At 69.0% G+C, this 17,648-nt stretch carries 13 protein-coding genes and 1 pseudogene; 11 read left to right on the top strand and 3 right to left on the bottom strand.

The genetic code is table 11. The annotated features are described in order from the left end of the window. Positions 1–616 precede the first annotated feature (616 nt). Positions 617–1,975, bottom strand: a complete 1,359-nt coding sequence (locus ABD374_RS30085) for a hypothetical protein (RefSeq protein ID WP_344499542.1) — start codon at positions 1,973–1,975, stop codon at positions 617–619. A gap of 658 nt (positions 1,976–2,633) precedes the next feature. On the opposite strand from ABD374_RS30085, the gene ABD374_RS30090 reads away from it, so the two are divergent. The 7 genes from ABD374_RS30090 to ABD374_RS30120 all read left to right on the top strand — a co-directional run bounded on the left by ABD374_RS30090 (position 2,634) and on the right by ABD374_RS30120 (position 11,454). Then, positions 2,634–3,653, top strand: coding sequence for a LacI family DNA-binding transcriptional regulator (locus tag ABD374_RS30090; RefSeq protein WP_344499544.1), 1,020 nt, complete (start codon positions 2,634–2,636; stop codon positions 3,651–3,653). A gap of 120 nt (positions 3,654–3,773) precedes the next feature. Further along, on the top strand, positions 3,774–5,126 hold the full coding sequence (locus ABD374_RS30095; RefSeq protein ID WP_344499546.1) for an ABC transporter substrate-binding protein: 1,353 nt from the start codon (positions 3,774–3,776) through the stop codon (positions 5,124–5,126). A gap of 61 nt (positions 5,127–5,187) precedes the next feature. After that, positions 5,188–6,072: a carbohydrate ABC transporter permease gene (locus ABD374_RS30100; protein WP_344499548.1), complete on the top strand. Its 885-nt coding sequence runs from the start codon at positions 5,188–5,190 to the stop codon at positions 6,070–6,072. Between the two features lie 11 nt (positions 6,073–6,083). Continuing rightward, positions 6,084–6,968, top strand: coding sequence for a carbohydrate ABC transporter permease (locus ABD374_RS30105; protein WP_344499550.1), 885 nt, complete (start codon positions 6,084–6,086; stop codon positions 6,966–6,968). A gap of 192 nt (positions 6,969–7,160) precedes the next feature. Continuing rightward, on the top strand, positions 7,161–9,302 hold the full coding sequence (locus ABD374_RS30110; RefSeq protein WP_344499552.1) for a right-handed parallel beta-helix repeat-containing protein: 2,142 nt from the start codon (positions 7,161–7,163) through the stop codon (positions 9,300–9,302). Between the two features lie 143 nt (positions 9,303–9,445). Next, positions 9,446–11,062 (top strand): glycoside hydrolase family 13 protein, encoded by a 1,617-nt coding sequence (locus ABD374_RS30115; protein WP_344499553.1) that lies wholly within the window; start codon positions 9,446–9,448, stop codon positions 11,060–11,062. 119 nt (positions 11,063–11,181) lie between these two features. Next, on the top strand, positions 11,182–11,454 hold the full coding sequence (locus tag ABD374_RS30120; protein WP_344499555.1) for a hypothetical protein: 273 nt from the start codon (positions 11,182–11,184) through the stop codon (positions 11,452–11,454). A gap of 346 nt (positions 11,455–11,800) precedes the next feature. Here ABD374_RS30120 and ABD374_RS30125 read toward each other — a convergent pair whose 3' ends face one another. Together ABD374_RS30125 and ABD374_RS30130 are read right to left on the bottom strand one after the other, a co-directional pair. After that, positions 11,801–12,742: a DUF2316 family protein gene (locus ABD374_RS30125; RefSeq protein ID WP_344499649.1), complete on the bottom strand. Its 942-nt coding sequence runs from the start codon at positions 12,740–12,742 to the stop codon at positions 11,801–11,803. Beyond that, a pseudogene (locus ABD374_RS30130) lies at positions 12,740–13,309 on the bottom strand (aldo/keto reductase); the annotation flags it as partial. The pseudogene ABD374_RS30130 and the gene ABD374_RS30125, both read right to left, overlap by 3 nt. 84 nt (positions 13,310–13,393) lie before the next feature. Between ABD374_RS30130 and ABD374_RS30135 the strand changes: the two are divergent. From ABD374_RS30135 to ABD374_RS30150, 4 genes are all read left to right on the top strand, one after another. Then, positions 13,394–14,011 carry a TetR/AcrR family transcriptional regulator gene (locus ABD374_RS30135; RefSeq protein WP_344499557.1) on the top strand — a complete coding sequence of 206 codons (618 nt, stop codon included), beginning with the start codon at positions 13,394–13,396 and terminating at the stop codon, positions 14,009–14,011. Positions 14,012–14,466: 455 nt separating this feature from the next. After that, positions 14,467–15,594, top strand: a complete 1,128-nt coding sequence (locus ABD374_RS30140) for an SDR family oxidoreductase (RefSeq protein ID WP_344499559.1) — start codon at positions 14,467–14,469, stop codon at positions 15,592–15,594. A gap of 62 nt (positions 15,595–15,656) precedes the next feature. Continuing rightward, the gene (locus ABD374_RS30145) at positions 15,657–15,941 is read left to right on the top strand and encodes a phosphopantetheine-binding protein (RefSeq protein ID WP_344499561.1); all 285 of its coding nucleotides are present in this window, start codon (positions 15,657–15,659) and stop codon (positions 15,939–15,941) included. Beyond that, entirely contained in the window at positions 15,938–17,161 is a 1,224-nt protein-coding gene (locus tag ABD374_RS30150) for a beta-ketoacyl-[acyl-carrier-protein] synthase family protein (RefSeq protein WP_344499563.1), read from the top strand. The genes ABD374_RS30145 and ABD374_RS30150 overlap by 4 nt, the downstream gene beginning before the upstream one ends. The last annotated feature ends 487 nt before the right edge of the window (positions 17,162–17,648 follow it).

Raw genomic sequence — 17,648 nt, forward strand, 5'->3', positions numbered from 1 at the left:
ACCGAACAGCGGAACAGAACATCGGAACTCTCCCTCACCCCACCCGAACCCATGCCTGACCAGGGAAAATCAACAGATCGCATTCGGTTGAGATACGGCTTCTGATGGCTGGCTGCTGGCATGAGGTGGTGCTTTGTGTGTCGGTGGCTGGTGTGGGAGCTGACCCGTGCCGGGCGTGCCGCGCTCGCGCACGCGCGTAAAGGCGCGCTGGCGCATGCCGACGGCTTCGTCCCGGCCGTGGTGAGGGCCGACCACAACTCTTGCGGCAATTCTTGCCGGAACCGTTGCGGCAAGTCTTGCGCCAACTGTTGCACCGCCTCCGTGGTGAGGTGCGCATTTGTGCAGTTCACGGGCCTTCTCCGGCGGTCGTGGTGGGCTGACTTCCCCTGCCTGACTGTCCCTGCCCCTGCTTCTGAGCTGGAGGAGGCGGGGGAGCCGCGGGGGCCGGCCCGGCAGGGGAACGGGCGGGCCGCTGCGCTCGGCCTGGGGCAGAGGACTGCGCGGGGCCGGGCCCCGCAGCCGGGGCAGGCACCGACAGCAGGGCCGGTCTGGGGCTCCTCTGGTGATCTGGATGACAGGGTTCTGCTCTTCGTCCGAGGGGAGCGCCGCAGGGGTGTTATGTGCGCAGGCGTGGGTCCTGGCTTGTCCGTCGTTCCCAGCCGGGCAGGGGCAGGGTGTGGCGCCAGGCGGGTGTCACGAAGGCTGCGGTCAGTGCGGCGGCGGCGGGTGTGAGTGCGAGGGGGAGGTAGCCGGTGAGGTGGCCGGCGTTGCCGGTCAGGGCGGGCAGCAGGCAGACTCCGACCGCCGTGTACAGGGCGATGATCATGAGACGGGTGCGGGGGGAGGTGCGGCAGAGGCCCTTCCAGGGCCGGGTCGCGGTGCCGGGAGTCGTCGCCTCCTCGACCATCGCGTCGTCGTCGATGGCCAGGCGGCGGATGCCGGAGGGCGGCAGGGAGCAGGTGAAGGTCCGGCCGTCCGGGGCGACGAAGACCGCCGGGACCGAGCCCTTGTCGTTCACCATGGCCCAGCGCCGGGCCCAGACCAGCCAGCCCGTCCCCTGGCCGAACTCGGTGGCCAGGGCCAGGATCTCCGCGCGGTCGACGTGGAGTTCGAGCGGGGCGATGCCGTCGATCGTGGCGCTGAGCCAGACCTTGTCGACCACCTTGGTGCTGCCGGCCCGGCCGCCGGGCGTGGTGTGGGCGTCGTGGACGGCGGTCAGCCGCTCCACGTACTCGGCGTTCACCCCTCCCGCGGCCGCGTCCTCGGCCAGCAGCCTGCGCGGACCGTGCTCTGTGACCCGGGGCCCGTTCATGAAGGCGACAGCCGCGTAGCCCGCGACGAACAGGAGGACCAGGAACGGCATCAGCGTTCCGTCGCCCAGCGGCACGTACCAGGGCGAGAGGTAAGCGGAGAGATCGGATCCGTCGTCCACCCAGCCGCCCAGCTCGGGGCGGCCGGGAGCGTGCAGGATCTGTACCTCCATGCCCTCATACGGCCGGTATCCGACGATCCCGCGGTCCACCGCGAGCACGGTACGGTCGCTCAGCTCGACCCGCAGATCGGCGAAGTGGTAACCGCCCTGCTTGCGCTTGCCGACGCCGGTGGACTCCGCGTCACCGGCCTGCACGACGGTCCCCGTGGCCACTTGCGGCTTCGCCCGCTGGATCGCGTCGAGTGCTTCGCCCTGGGCGCCGTCGGGCCGCAGTCCCACGAGGAACGCCGACGCGACGGCGGTGGCGGCGAGTACGAGGGCGAGGGCGGGGCCGATCGCGATGGGAAAGGGGCGGGGGAGTACCGAGGGGATCGGCGGGAGCTCGTCCTCAAGGCCCAGGGGAGGCGGGCCCGGCTCCGGCAGGGGCGCCCGATAGGTGGCCGCCACCCACCCCAGAGCGCACACCAGCGCCAGCGCCATCGCGACCAGCATGTCAATGCGCGGCGCGGGAGCGGTGAACCGTACCGCGGGAAGCAGAACCACTACGGCCGCGCATATCAGCGCCGCCGTCCCCCACCCGCGCGTCCAAATTGTGGATCTTCTCATCCCCGCACCCAAGCATGGCGACGGCTTCATGTGCACCCCCGGAGCAGCGGGGGAGGGGGAGCAACTGACTTCTCTGGCTGTCGTGGAAAGGTGTCGGGGGATCGGCTTTTCCATGGAGCCTGGCCCGGCCAGGCGTTCCCGCACCGCACCGCACCGCATCGCACCGCATCGCACCGCACCGCCACAGCCCCGGCCACAGCCCCGGCCGCGGCCGGGGCTGTGGCGGTGCGGTGCGGCAACTGTTGCGGAACTCTCCCGGACCGCCTCACAGAACCTTTCCCGGCCGCCACATACACCCGACAGCGCGCCGCCGGTTCCGTGACCCGGGGACGAGTACGGCGCCCGTCCCGGGTGTATGCCCCGGGACGGTCTCCCTCGTCGTCTGCTCAGGCCGAGTGGGGCCGACGCGGCGAGCTCACCCGCAGTGAGTCCCGTATACCCGCTCTTGCTGTGTGACAGGAACGTCTCGAGCTTCGCTGTTCACCCTGTGCCGCGCCGATGCGGAAGGAGCGGGCCTCCACCTTCTCCACCTCGCCTGGGGCAATTAATTTCATTACTCTGACGAATTTTTGCAGCCGTGCTGTACGGTATGCGCATGAACAAGAGGTTGCTGGAAGTGGCGCAGTTCGCGGGTGTCAGTGAGGCGACGGCGAGGCGGGCGCTCAATGGCAGCCACCTGGTGGCGCCTGCGACGCGGGAGCGCGTTCTCACCGCGCTCGACGTCCTGGGGCTGCCCCGGCCGTCAGGACAGGGCGAGGGGCGGAGCCTGCTGGTCGGTGTGGTGGTGCCCGATCTGCGAAATCCCGTCTTCCCGGCGTTCGCGGAGGCAATCACCAGTCGGCTCAACAAGCGCGGCCTGGTGCCCGTGCTGTGCACCCGTACCTCCGACGGGGTCTCCGAGGCCAACTACATCGAGATGCTGCTGGCCCAGAACATCGGCGGGATCGTCTTCATCGGGTCCAGTTACGCCGATGCCGGCGCCGAGCAGGGGGCGGCCCTGAAGGACCGTCAGGTGCCGCTGGTGCTGATCAACCCGGCCGACGAAAACGCGGATGCGGTGCAGATCAGTGCTGATGACGCCGATGCGGTGCATCAGGTGCTCACGCATCTGACCGCGATGGGGCACGAGCGGATCGGACTCCTGATCGGACCGGTGGGGCATGTCCCCTCCGCGCGCAAGCTGGCGGCCTTCGCCGCGTTCTGGAAAGCCCGGCAAGTGCCTTCCGGGACCTGGATGCCGCTGGTCGGACACTCCTTGTTCGCCATGGAGGCCGGAGCCCTTACAGTCGGCAGACTTCTGGAAGAGGGAGCTACAGCTGTCGTTTGCGGTAGTGATGAACTGGCCCTGGGGGCAGTGCGCGGCGCCCGCAGGCTGGGCTTGGACATACCAGGCGATGTCTCCGTGACTGGGTTCGACGACTCTCTGCTCATGGGGGCGGTCGATCCGCCGCTGACCACGTGCCGGCAGCCGGTGGACCGTATGGCCGACGCCGCGATGGAGGCGCTGGCCCTACAGATGCAGGGCCAGCGTGCGGAGCCTGGCGTGACCCTGTTCCAGACCCAGCTGATCGTCCGGAGTTCGTCCGGAAGGCCAGGTCGCCGATCCGGCAGGTAGAAGTTTTGCAATGTGTCATTGACTTTTTACATAACTGACTTCTACCTTCTGCGTGTCAGCTGTACCCCCGGTAGACGGGACCGGGAAGAGTGCGGCGCATCTCAGGAAGGCCGATCTGTCATGGCAGGTACGCAGAGCCGTCGTACGCTCATAGCCGCAGGTATCGCCTGTGCTCTCGTCGGGGGGCTGGCCAGTTGCAGCAGCTCCCCGGCCACGTCCAAGGACGGCGTCGTCACCATCACGGTCAACGGCATGCCGCCCATGACCCAGCCGGTGGACCGCAAGTACTTCGAGGAGGACATCAAGGCCTTCGAGAAGGAACACCCGAAGATCAAGATCGACGCCCGTGAAGGGCAGATGGACCCCAAGACGTTCTCCGCCAAGCTCGCCGGCGGGCAGCTCGAGGACCTCTACTACGTCTACTTCACCGACCCCGCAGGCCTCATCGCGCGCCGCCAGGGTGCGGAGATCACCAAGTACGTCAAGAACATGCCGTACTACGACGACATCAAGGCCGACTACCTCAAGGTGTTCACCAGCCCCGACGGCGGCCTGTACGGCCTGCCCAACGGACAGTACTCCCTGGGTCTGATCTACAACCGCGACCTTTTCAAGAAGGCCGGTCTCAACCCCGACAAGCCGCCGGTCACCTGGGAAGAGGTCCGCGCGGCCGCGAAGAAGATCACCGCGCTGGGAAACGGCACGGTCGGCTACGCCGACTACAGCAAGAACAACCAGGGCGGCTGGCACTTCACCTCGTGGGTCTACTCCCTGGGCGGGGATATCGCTCTGGAGGGCAACGACGGCTGGAAGGCGGCCTTCGACAGCCCTGCGGGCCGCAAGGCGCTGCAGATGCTCCACGACATGCGCTGGACCGACAACTCCATGGGCACGCGCCAGCTCCTGCAGATCGAGGACGTCCAGAAGATGATGGGCGCCGGCAAGCTCGGTATGTACATGGCCGGCCCGGACAACATCCCCACCATCGTCAAGCAGTTCGAGCGCAAGTACGAGGAGTACGGCGTCGCGGCGATGCCGGGCAAGGCGACCCTCGGCGGTGGCAACGGCTTCATGTTCAACCCCAAGGCGTCGCCGGAGAAGATCAAGGCCGGCATCGAGTGGGTCCAGTGGAAGTACCTCAACCCCGAGCGCACCGAGTTCGAGGACAAGCGCGCCTCGAACAACGACGTCCCCATCGGTCTCCCGCTCGACCGGCTGTTCACCGGCATGGCCCAGGTCAAGCAGGACGCCGCGCACGCCAAATACGCCAACGTCCCGCAGAAGAACTACAAGCCCTTCATCGAAGGCAACGCCAAGATCCAGCAGAAGGTCGAGCCGCCGAACGCCCAGCAGATCTACGCCGTCCTGGACGGAGTGATGCAGGCCGTCCTGACCGACAAGGACGCCGACCTCGACAAGCTGCTCACCGATGCCGCCAAGAAGGTCGACGGCATCCTCGCAACGGTGAAGTGACATGACGGCATCGACCCTCACAAGGACACCGAAAGCCTCCCTGCAGCCGCAGAAGGGCACCATGAGACAACCCCAGAGGCGTCGGCGCCGCATCCGCGAGAACCTGACCGCCTACGCCTTCCTCGGTGCCGGGCTGGTCTGCTTCGTCCTCTTCTCCTGGTACCCGATCGTCCGGGGCCTGCTCCTGGGCTTCCAGGAAGTCACCTTCGCCCAGCCCGCCACCTGGGTGGGCTGGGCGAACTACCAGCGCCTCTTCGACGACCCGCTGTTTGCCACTGCGTGGAAGAACACCGGCCACTTCACGCTTCTCGCGCTGATCTTCGGTTTCGCCGCACCGTTCGCCACCGCGGTCGTCCTCAACGAGTTCCGGCACGCCCGGTCCTACCTGCGGATGACCGTCTACCTTCCGGTGATGCTGCCCCCGATCGTCACGATGCTGCTGTGGCGCTGGTTCTACGACCCGGGCCCGGGCCTGTTCAACAGCGTCTTGGAGGTCCTCCACCTGCCGGCCCAGCAGTGGCTGGAATCGGAGAACCTCGCCATGGTCTCCCTGGTCCTCGTCTCCACCTGGGCCAATATGGGCACCACCACCCTGATCTACCTCGCCGCCCTCGGATCCGTCCCGGGCGAGCTGTACGAGGCAGCCGAACTCGACGGGGCCTCCGTCCGCCAGCGGCTGTGGCACGTGACCATCCCGCAGATGCGGTTCATCCTCATGATCACCCTGCTGCTCCAGGTCATCGGCACCATGCAGGTCTTCATCGAACCGTTCGTCCTGACCGGCGGCGGACCCAACGAAGCCACCGTCACCGTACTGCTGCTGCTCTACCGCTACGCCTTCGTCTACAACGACTTCGGCATGGCCAGCGCCATGAGCACCGTGCTGTTCATCGTCCTGGGCCTGTTCGCCGCGGTCTACCTGCGGCTGACCCGCAGCAAGGGCTGAAAGGAAGCACCATGTCCGCCCCTGCAGACCGCACCCTCATCGCACCTGCCGAGATGAACCGCCGCGCCGGCCGGTACCTGTACCGCTTCGTGCTCACCCTGACCGTGGTCGGCTTCACCCTCGCGTTCGTCTTCCCGCTCTACTGGATGGCCAGCGGAGCACTGAAATCGTCCGCCGAACTGGCTGATCCCAACCCCACCCTGTGGCCGCAGAGCTGGCACCCGGAGTCCTACACCCAGGCATGGACCAACGTCGGCCTGGCCCAGTACTTCCTCAACACCCTGCTGCTGGCCGCCGGCGCCTGGCTCACCCAGCTCATCGTCGACGTCGCCGCCGCCTACGCCCTCTCCAGGCTGCGCCCGGCCCTGGGCAACGTCGTCCTGGGCATGATGCTGGCCACCCTCATGCTGCCGGTCTCCGCCCTCCTGGTCCCCACCTACCTGACGGTCACCGATGTGCCCCTCATCCACGTCAACCTGATCAACACCCCCTGGGCGATCTGGCTGCCGGCCTGCGCGAACGCCTTCAACATCTTCATCCTGAAGAGGTTCTTCGACCAGATCCCCGGCGAACTGCTGGAGTCCGCCCGCCTGGACGGCGCCGGTCCCCTGCGGGTCCTGTGGTCGGTCATCCTCCCGCTCTCGCGCCCGGTCCTGGCCGTCGTGTCGATCTTCGCTGTCGTCGGCGTCTGGAAGGACTTCCTCTGGCCGATGCTGGTCCTGCCCGACCCCGCACGCCAGCCCATCACCGTGGCCCTCAACCGCCTGGCCGAGTTCATGCCCGCCAACCAGCTCCTCGCCGGCATGGTCATGGCCTCCATCCCGCTGCTGGTCGTCTTCCTGATCTTCCAGCGGCACATCATCGCCGGTCTGACCGCAGGCAGCCTCAAGGGCTGAAACGCCCGCGCCCCGCACCCGGTCCCGGCAAGCACACCCCTCTTTGACTGGCCGGCGCACCCCTGGACGGCTTCACCGCACCGGCCATCCACTGCCGCCCGCAGGTTTTTGCCCGCCCGGCGGCACCTCGACCGGCACCCCGCCTGCATCCCCAAGGGCCGAGCAGCCCCTGCACCGGAAGGACACACCGCTGTGACGATCCACCGCACCACCCCGCGCCCCAGGAACTCCGTCGCGATAGCCGCCCTTCTCCTGGCCCTCACCGGCGCCGCCTCCTACACCCTGGCGGCCCCGACCCCTGCCCACGCCGCCACCGCCGTCCTGCAGTCCGAGGCCGCCGTCCTCACCGGCGGGGCCAAGGCGGAAAGCGAGCACGCCGGATACACCGGAACGGGCTACGTCGGCGGCTACACCGATGCCAACAAGGGCAACGCCACCACGACCTACACCGTGCAGTCAGCGAACGCAGGCAACGGGTCGGTGAAGATCCGCTACGCCAACGGCACCGGTTCGGCCAAGACACTGACCCTGACGGCGGGCGGGACCGCCAGGCAGATCACCCTGCCGGCCACCAGCGGCTGGGCGGCCTGGTCCACGGTGGACGTGCCGGTCACCTTCGCCCAGGGTGCCAACACCCTCGCGCTGAAGTTCACCGCCGCCGACAGCGGCAACGTCAACCTCGACAGCCTCACCGTCACCACGCCCACCGCACCCGGTGACGGCGGACCTGGTGACGGCGATCCGTCCGGTGTGGGCGCCACCCTGCCGTTCACCACCTATGAGGCCGAAGCAGGCACCTTCAAGGGCTCGGCCGTCGGCCCCGACCGCACCTACCTCACCGTCGCCTCGGAGGCCTCCGGCCGCAAGGCCGTTAAGCTGACCCAGACCGGCGACTACGTCGAGGTCAAGCTCACCAAGCCCGCCAACGCCATCAACCTGCGCTACTCACTGCCCGACAGCAGCGACGGCAAGGGCATCGACGCCACCCTCAGCGCCTACGCCGACGGCAAGGCCCTGCCCGACCTCCGGCTCACCTCCCGCTACGCCTGGGTTTATGGCGCATACCCGTACACCAACAACCCCGGCGAGGGTCAGGGCCACCGCTTCTTCGACGAGACCCGCATCAACTTCGGCCAGACCCTGCCGGCCGGCACCGTCCTGCGCCTGCAGAAGGACACAGGCGACACCGCTTCCTCCTACACCGTCGACCTGATCGAGGCGGAGGAGACCGGAGCGGCCGCCATCCTGCCCAGCGGCTACGTCTCGGCCAGGGACCTCGGTGTCACGCCGGGCGGCCAGGACGTCACCGCGGCCCTCAACACCGCGCTGAACACCGCCAAGAGCCAGGGCAAGGGCCTGTTCCTGCCGGCCGGCATCTACAAGATTTCCGACCACATCAACCTCTCCGGCGTGAAACTGCGCGGTGCGGGCGTGTGGCACACGGTGCTGCGCGGCACCGGCCTCAAGGGCGGTCTGTTCGGCCAGGGCGGCACCAGCACCGTCGAGAACCTGACGATCGACGGCGAGAACACTGTCCGCGACGACGCCGGCGGCCACGCCGCCATCGAGGGCAACTTCGGCACCGGGTCCGTCATCAAAGACGTGTGGATCCAGCACACCAAGGTCGGCCTGTGGATCTCCGGCCCGACCACCGGCCTCAAGGCCAGCGACCTGCGCATCCGCAACACCTACGCCGACGGCGTCAACCTGCACGGCGCGGTGAAGGACACCGTCATCTCCAACAGCAGCATCCGCGGCACCGGCGACGACGCCCTGGCCATGTGGTCGGACGGAGCGGCGGTGACCAACAGCGCCTTCCGCAACAACACCGTGCAGCTGCCCACCCTCGCCAACGGCGCCGCCGTCTACGGCGGCAGCGGCAACAGCGTGGAGAACAACCTCATCTCCGACACCGTCGTCGCCGCCGCCGGCATCACCGTCTCCACCCGCTTCGGCGAGCCCTTCAGCGGCACCACCACCGTCTCCGGCAACCTCCTGCGCCGCACCGGCAGCATGGAAGTGAACTGGAACGCCAAGCTCGGCGCCCTGTGGGTCTACGCCGACCGCTACGACATTACCCAGCCCGTCGTCCTGACCAACAACACCATCGAGGACTCCACCTACAGCGGCCTGCTGGTCTCCTGGCAGAAGCAGGTCTCCGACCTGCGCGTGGGCGACCTGACCATCAACAAGACCGGCCACCACGGCATCGAAGGCAACGCCGCCGGCAAGGGCACCTTCTCCAACACCAAGATCACCCAGACCACCGCCACCCCCCTGAACATGACCGGCGGGTTCACCATCCAGCGCGAGAGCGGCAACTCCGGCTGGTAGCACCTGACTGACCGCGGGCCCGGCTTGCCTTCCTGACCGGCCCGGCCCCGCGGTCCACCACCCCCAATTCCCGCGGGCCCGGCCCCAGTCCCCGCCGGCCGGGCCCGCGCACTTGTTCCACACCACTTCACGAAGGCAGGTCCATGACCCCGCGCACCACCGACTGGTGGCGTCACGCAGCCATCTACCAGGTCTACCCGCGCAGCTTCGCCGACGGCAACGGAGACGGCATCGGCGACCTGGTGGGCGTGCGCTCCAGACTGGACTACCTCCAGCGCCTGGGCATCGAGGCCATCTGGTTCTCCCCCTGGTACCTGACCCCGATGGCGGACGCCGGCTACGACGTCACCGACTTCCGCCAGATCGACCCCCGGTTCGGCACCCTCGCCGAAGCCGAAAAACTCATCACTGAGGCCCACGAGCGCGGCATCCGCATCATCGTCGACGTCGTCCCCAACCACGTCTCCAACGAGCACGCCTGGTTCACCGCCGCCCTCAACGCCGCCCCCGGCTCACCCGAACGCGACCTGTTCTGGTTCCGCGAAGGCCGCGGCGAAAACGGTGAGCTGCCCCCCAACGAGTGGCAGTCCATCTTCGGCGGCTCCGCCTGGACCCGCGTGCCCGACGGCCAGTGGTACCTGCACCTGTTCGCCCCCGAACAGCCCGACCTCAACTGGCGCAACCCCCTGGTGCGCGCCGAGTACGAAGACATCCTGCGGTTCTGGTTCGACCGCGGCGTCGACGGCATCCGCGTCGACTCCGCCGCCATGTGCAGCAAGGACCCCGCGCTGCCCGACTACGACCACTCCGTCTTCCCTGATCCCCACCCCTATGTCGACCTCGACGAGAACCACGACATCTACCGAGGCTGGCGTGCCGTTGCCGACTCCTACGCCGAACCCCGCGCCCTGATCGGCGAGGTCTGGCTCGCCGACGCCGCCCGCTTCGCCCAGTACCTGCGCGCCGACGAACTCCACTCCGCCTTCAACTTCGACTTCCTCGGCTGCAGCTGGGACGCCGCCGCCCTGCGCGCGGTCATCGACCAGACCCTCGCCGCCCACGCCGGCGTCGGCGCCCCCAGCACCTGGGTGCTGTCCAACCACGACGTCACCCGACACGTCACCCGTTACGGCCGTCCCGACACCAGCACCGCGGCCGGCATCCGCCAGTACAACCCCGTCGTCGACGAAGATCTCGGCCGACGGCGAGCCCGCGCCGCCGCCCTGCTCACCATGGCCCTGCCCGGCGCCGTCTACATCTACCAGGGCGAGGAACTGGGCCTGCCGGAAGTCGAGGACATCCCCGCCGACCGCCGCGACGACCCCATCTACCACCGCACAAACGGCGAAGACCCCGGCCGTGACGGCTGCCGGGTCCCGCTGCCCTGGAACGGAACAAAGGAGCCCTACGGCTTCAGCCCCGCCGGCGCCGCATCCCCCTGGCTCCCGCAGCCCGCCGCCTGGGCCCAGCTGAGCGCGGCCGCCCAGGACACCGACCCGCACTCCATGCTCAGCCTCTACCGCCAGGTCCTCGCCCGCCGCGCAGCCGAACCCGCCTTGGGGGACGGGCCCATGCAGTGGCTCGACTCCGTGCCCAACGTCCTCGCCTTCACGCGCGGCGAGAACTTCACCTGCATCGTCAATCTCTCCGACACCCCCGTCCAGCTCCCCGACCACGCCCAGATCCTGGTCTCCTCCCAGCCACTGAGCCAGGCCGTACTGCCGATCGACACCAGCGTCTGGCTCCGCACCACCGCCTGACCCGCGCGCCGTCCGGCGGTGTCACACCCCGGGACACCGCCGGCCGGCGCGCCCCGGCCGTCCGGCTGAAACAAACGAATGGCCCGGGATCACCTGCGGCAAGAGAGCAGGAGAGGGGGATGAGTTGTGGCCCTCCGGGCGATACGGCCGGGCATTCGGCCAAGGGATGGTGGCGCCGGATACTGTTCGCGCTGAACAGCCCGGAGCTCAGCGACGCCAAGCGGCAGGAGCTTCGCGCACCAGGCGCGGCGGAACTGGCCTGGGCCCGCACCGAACGCCGCCCGGCCACCGCCACCGACGTGCAGCGCATCGCGTTCGAAAAGTTCTCCCTCCTGCTCGACACCCGGCGGGCATGCGCCGCACTGCAAGAACGCCGCAGCGCCTGGCAGTAAAAAAGACAACACCTGGAGCCACTCCCATCGGCCCGGATGCCTGGACTGGCCCTGTGCCCGGTGCAGAGGCAGGCTGGTGCAATGAGCGCTGCTCCGATCGTGGTGCACCGGCCGTCCGTCTCTGGCGGCCGGCACGTGAGCGTGCGCCGAAACGGCCGCGAGGAGATCGTGGGCCTGGCCCGCTCAGACCATGACCTGGTGGTGTTCCTCGATCTCGGTGACCGCCGTCACCGCCAGGCAGCCGCTGGTCACCGAGGCCGGAGAGGTCACACCCCCGGCGCCGCCGACCGGGCCCGGGCAGCTCGCGTCTTGTGCGTAACGGCGGCTTCGACCGTTGCCGGACCAGTCAGTCGGCTGTGAGTACGGTCGTGTTCACCGCCGGCTGCGTGGTCTGCGGCTGCCGACGGTTCGGCTGATACATCACGGCGAGCAGGGTGAACCAGACGATGATCAGCATGGAGGTGGGGTAGAGGACGGGTTCGGGCGCGATGTTCGCGATGAATGAGTAGGTGCCGAGCCACAGGCCGGTGAGGCCGCCGATGATGCGGATGGACCGCTGGCGTGCATAGGCGGAGCTCATGACGATCCATACCCCGGCCAGGACGTGGCCGCCCAGGCGGACGGGCCAGGCGATGTCGTGGGCGACGTCGTTGATCGTCATGATGCCGGTGAGCACGTCGAGTGCGATCCAGCCATAACCGGCGGCCTTGGCCCAGTCGGGTGCGTCCATCCGCGAGATCAGCAGCATGATCGTGAGGTGGAAGAAGATGCCGGTGTACTCCGGCCACTTGACGCCGGGTTCGGCGATGGCGAAGGAGACGAGGGAGGGGATGAACAGGATGATCGGCGCGATCGCGAGCGCCCTGAAGCTGGGGGACGCCGTGCGGATGTCGGGCATGGTGAAGCCTTTCGAGGAGGGGCGAGGGAACACGGGAAGGCCCCGGGGCGGGGCGGTAGGAGGGAGCGCGGAAGGTTGGGGCGCCACGAAGTCGTGGCGCGGGGCCTTGCGCAGGGAGAACCACATGCGGGCCTCAAGGCGTGAGCGCCCGGTCAGCACGGTGAAGGGAGCGGGCCGGCGGCCGGCGTCCCGTACGGCTTGTTCGAGGTAGTCGCGCAGCTGCCACACGTCGACCGGGCTGCAGGCGTGGTCGACGTCGAGAGCCGAGCGCAGCCGCTGGGGCGTGAAGTGCATGTCCGCGGCCACTTCGCGAGTGGTCAGCCCGGACAACTCGAGGTTGCGTTTGAGTTCGTCACCGGTCCGGTGACGTTCGGTGTCGTTCAGCGTCATCGCACGGCGCAGCCCGTCCAGGGTCACGGTGCTCATCCCGATCGCGCCGATCCTGCCCTCGTCGCGCAGCGCCGGTCATCTCGGCGAGCTGGTCGTCGAGGCCGACCACCTGGTCCGCTTCAAGGGGGATCCCGGGTGCGGCGTCCATGCGGCGCAGGTTCACCAGCCCGATCCGGTCGAGGCCGAGACTGGTGAGGTTGGCCTCAACGCCCGCCCGAAGTTCTTGGGGCCGTTGGGCGGGGCGCATCGGGCCCGGTCCGCCTGGGTTGGGGCAGCGCCGACCTTGCTGGCGACGAGGAATCCGTCCTCGGGACCGATGGCCTCGAGGATGAGCCCATTGACGAACCCGTTGCCGTAGAACTGGGCGGTGTCGATGGGGTCGATGCCGAGCTCGACCGCGCGACGCAAGAGCGCGAGGGCCGCGCTGCGGTCGCCGTGCAGGCGCTCCAGCTGCAACGCGCCGTATCCGAGCCGGGAAACGGTACGGCCGGCGAGCAGACCAGGACCGGCGGGGCGCGGAGCACCGGTGGCCGTGGCCTCGTGGCTGGGAGTGCTGATGGAAGTCATGGCGATTCCGTCCGCGTGCGATGATGGGAAAAGCGGAGGGGCCTCCGCCAATTCGACTGCAACACTACCGGAGGTTCCTCCGTTTTGAGTCCGTCCGAACCGGCGTCCCCCGGCGTTCCCGCTGACCAGCCCGCCGACGCCGAACGCCCCTTGCGCGCGCACGCCCGGCGCAACCGCGAAAACCTCATCGCTGTCGCCCGAGCGGCCTTCGCGGCCGCTGACGACACCGTCCCGCTGGAGAACATCGCCCGTGAGGCCGGCGTCGGCATCGGCACGCTCTACCGTCACTTCCCCACCCGCGAAGCCCTGGTCGAAGCCGTCTACAGCACCGAACTCGACGCCATCGCCACCAGCGCCCCCGCCCTGCTCGACCAGTTCCCGCCCGATGTCGCACTGCGCGCGTGGATGGGCCGGTACGAGGCGTTCGTCGCGACCAAACGCGGAATGGTCGACATCCTCCGCGCCGGCTGGGCCTCAGGAAAGATCGCCACACCGACCACGCGGAAGCGCATCACCGCCGCGATCGAAGCGATCCTCACCAAGGGAACAGAGACGGGTTCACTACGCGCGGACGTCGACCCCGAGGACGTCACCACGATGCTCCTGGGAGTCTTCCTCTCCACAGCCGCCAGCGACACGCCCGAACAGACCGGCCGGCTGCTCGACCTCATCATCGACGCACTGCGCCCGAAAAACGAGTAGCGGACCCGGGCGGCGAGCACCGCAGCGGAGTGCCGGACGTCGTCCATCGCCTCGCCCAGCCCGGCCGTCACCTGCCGGGCGCGGGGCGCTCCAGCGCGAGCTGGCGGCCGCAACCAAGGTGCGCCGGGGGGTGTTCCAGGCGGGCCGGGGGGCCTGGCCTGGTGTTTTCGTGCCGTCGTATCCGACGGTTTCCGCGTACGTCACCGTCCATGCTCCACCCGCCCCGACAGCTCCCGGACGAACACCACGCCACAAACAGCAGGACCACCCCTTCGTACGCGGTGCGCCGCGGGCCGAAGAGGGGTGAGGCACCGGCGGAGGTAGGAGAAGCATCCGGGGGATGACGCGGCGTGGTTCCTTCGACGCGAGGGCAGAGGCGGAGCAAGGTGATCGGCGATCAGTCCCGGCGCCCATCAGGCATCGCCGTGCACGGTCACTGCCCTCAAGGAGCGTACGTGCTGCATCTACTCACCGGAGGAACCGGTTTCCTAGGCTCCCACCTGCTGGCCAGCCTCCTGGACCGGGGGGAGTCGGTCGCCGTGCTCTACCGGGGAGAGCACGACAGAGCGCGTGAGCGCTTGGAGCACGCGCTGCGGGCGACCGATCTCGGCTCCGTCCTGCCCGCACCGATCCCGGGCGTGCTGCGCATGGTCCCGGGCGATGTCACGCGGCCGCAGCTGGGGATGGACCGGGAGACGTACCGGGAGCTCGGGCAGGAGGTCACGGTCGTCTGGCACAGCGCCGGGTGCATCCAGATGGCCAGCGCCCCGGAGCTGCTGCACACGGTGAACGTGCAAGGCACTGAGCACGTGCTGCAGTTCGCCGCGGCCGCCGCCCACAGGCCCCGCGTCCTCCACGTCAGCACCGCCTACGTGGCCGGCGGCCTGCTCGAGGGCACTGTCACCGAGGACCACCTCTCCGACCGCCACGGCTTCCTCAACCGCTACGAGGAGTCGAAATACCAGGGAGAGCAGGCGATCCACCGCTTCGCCCAAGAGCACGGACTGCCGGCGACGATCGTCCGCCCGAGCGTCCTGGTCACCGACTCCCTCCGCCCCGCCGAAGCCCCCGCACACCCTTTCGCCTCGGCCCAGCAACGGCTGTCCCGCCTGGCCCGCCGCGACCCGACACGACTGATCCCGGGCACCCTTCCCGGCGGTCGCGTCCATGCACTGCTGCCCGGCCACCCCGACGCCACCATGAACATCGTGCAGGTCGAATACGCGGCCGACGCCATCGTCCACCTGGCCCGGCAACCCGCCACCCAACTGGTCGACACCTTCCACGTCACCCACCCGACCTCCACACCCTTGCGCCGCGTCCTGGACGCGATGGAGGAGATCTGCCCCTGGCTGCAGATGTTCATCGTCCCCGAGGACCACCAGGAAACCGCCGGCACCATCGAGCAGATCCTCACGCAGATCGCCATGGGCGCCATGCCGCACGCACGACTGTGCCGCAGCTACGCCCGCACCCGGACCGACGCGGCCGTGAACACATTCCTGGCGCCGCCCACCGTCCTCGACACGGGCTACCTCCGCGCCAGCCTCGGCCTGGGAACCGCCCTGCCCGCACCTGCCTGACCCTGCCCGCACCGGCCTGACCCAGCCCCAGCAGGCCACACTTCTTTCAGGAGACCACTGCCATGTCCGCCAGTTACCCCGTGATCGTCGACGTGCTCACCGAATCCTTCGGCGTCGACCCCGACCTCCTGCACCCCGAGGCGACCCTTGAAGCCCTCGACCTGGACTCCCTGTCGCTGCTCGAACTCGTCCTCATCATCGAAGAACGCACCGGACGACGTCCCGAGACCCTTTCGTCCTCCTCGTCCCTGGCCGAGGTCGCCGTTGCGATCGACGGGCTCGACACGTCGCCGGCTGCGGCCGCCTCACCCACAGCCTCACCCACGGCGGCGGGTGCCACCCCGTGACAAAGGACGCTATCGCCGTCACCGGCCTTGGACTGGTGACCCCGGGCGGTATCGGAGCACCGGCCACCTGGCAGTCTCTGCTGGCGGGCCTCTCCACCGCCGCCCCCGACCCCCTGCTGGCGGGCCTGCCCCAGGACTTCTCCTGCCGCGTCCCCGACTTCGACCCCGACCAACTGCTGGGCAAACGCCTCGCCTGGCGCCTGGACCGCGCCACCCAGATGGCACTGGTTGCCACACGCGAAGCCATCGCCGACGCCCGCCTCGACCCGGACACCTGGTCCGCCCCCCGCGTCGCCGTCGTCATGGGTGTGGGCACCGGCAGCTTCCAGCGCTACGAGCGCGAGTTCGCCCACCTCGCTTCCGGCCGGCCTGACAAAATCTCCGCCCTCGCCCTGCCCCGCAGCGTCCCGAACATGGTGGCCGGCGAGATCGCCCTCGACCTCGGAGCCCAGGGCCCCAACTTCGTGGTCAGCACCGCCTGCGCCTCCGGCACCACCGCCCTGGGTATCGCCCGCGACCTGCTGCGCTCCAACAGCTGCGACATCGCCGTGGCCGGGGGTACCGAATCCATGTGCTTCCGCATCCCGGCCGCCTGCTTCGCGCAGATGGGCGCCCTCTCCAAGCGTCGCCACGACCCCGCCCATGCCTCCCGCCCCTTCGACCGCGACCGCGACGGGTTCGTCCTCGGCGAAGGCGCCGGCGTCCTGGTCCTCGAACGCGCCTCCCACGCCCGTGCCCGCCAGGCCCCCGCCCGCGCCCTGGTAGCGGGCTACGGCGCATCCTGCGACGCCCACCACTTCACCACCCCCGCCCCGGACGGCCGGGGCATCGCCCAAGCCACCCAAGCAGCTCTCGACGACGCGGACATGTCCCCCCAGAACATCGATCACATCAACGCCCACGGCACCTCCACCCCCCACAACGATGCAGCCGAGGACCGTGCCTTCCGCACCGCCTTCGGCCGCCCCGCACCCGTCACCGCACTCAAGAGCACCCTGGGGCACGCCGTCGGCGGAGCCGGAGCCATCGAAGCCGCCGCCACCGTCCTGACGCTGGAACGCCAGATCATCCCACCGACCGCCAACTACGACATCCCCGATCCTGCCATGGACCTCGACATCGTCCACAAAGCCCCACGCCCCGCCCGAATGAACGCAGCCCTCAGCACCTCCAGCGGATTCGGTGGTCAGAACGCCGCCCTCATCCTCACCAGCGCGTAACTCCCCTCTTCTGTCTGGTCTAGGTCAGTGGAGGATGGGCGGGCACGCCGACACGGAGGGGTACGCGATGACCGTACGGAGAGGGCAGCCGGGGATGCGGCTGCTCGGAGTACTGCTGATCACCGGGTCGCTGATCCCGGCTGCCGGCGCGGCTTACGTGTTCGCCGAGCGGCTTCCCGCGCAGGCGGAGCGCTACCAGGAGTACCGGGCCGGCGCCCCTGCCCGGCCCGCTCGAAGCCGGAGCAGTGGTAGGAGGACTGCCCGCGACCGCTCGCTCTCACCGTCGACGAGACGGAGGTCAAGGGCGGGAAGTCCGGCGGCTACCGGGCGACCGTGCACGGCCCGCGCGTACGGAGGTTCGACGTGTACTTCGGCGACCCGGGACCGCTCCTGGGAACGCTCCGACAGGGTGACAAGGTCACTGGCACCCTCTGGCGCGACGACATCGTGTGATGCGCGGGAGGTCGCTGGCCACCGGGCGGACGTC

Source organism: Streptomyces enissocaesilis (assembly GCF_039533765.1).
Classification (GTDB): Bacteria; Actinomycetota; Actinomycetes; order Streptomycetales; family Streptomycetaceae; genus Streptomyces; species Streptomyces enissocaesilis.

Bases quoted from the DNA above. Each gene is read 5' to 3' on its own strand.
- ABD374_RS30120 (WP_344499555.1), top strand. From the start codon at position 11,182: ATGAGTTGTGGCCCTCCGGGCGATACGGCCGGGCATTCGGCCAAGGGA.
- ABD374_RS30090 (WP_344499544.1), top strand. From the start codon at position 2,634: ATGAACAAGAGGTTGCTGGAAGTGGCGCAGTTCGCGGGTGTCAGTGAG.
- ABD374_RS30115 (WP_344499553.1), top strand. From the start codon at position 9,446: ATGACCCCGCGCACCACCGACTGGTGGCGTCACGCAGCCATCTACCAG.
- ABD374_RS30095 (WP_344499546.1), top strand. From the start codon at position 3,774: ATGGCAGGTACGCAGAGCCGTCGTACGCTCATAGCCGCAGGTATCGCC.
- ABD374_RS30100 (WP_344499548.1), top strand. From the start codon at position 5,188: ATGAGACAACCCCAGAGGCGTCGGCGCCGCATCCGCGAGAACCTGACC.
- ABD374_RS30125 (WP_344499649.1), bottom strand. From the start codon at position 12,742: ATGACGCTGAACGACACCGAACGTCACCGGACCGGTGACGAACTCAAA.
- ABD374_RS30105 (WP_344499550.1), top strand. From the start codon at position 6,084: ATGTCCGCCCCTGCAGACCGCACCCTCATCGCACCTGCCGAGATGAAC.
- ABD374_RS30145 (WP_344499561.1), top strand. From the start codon at position 15,657: ATGTCCGCCAGTTACCCCGTGATCGTCGACGTGCTCACCGAATCCTTC.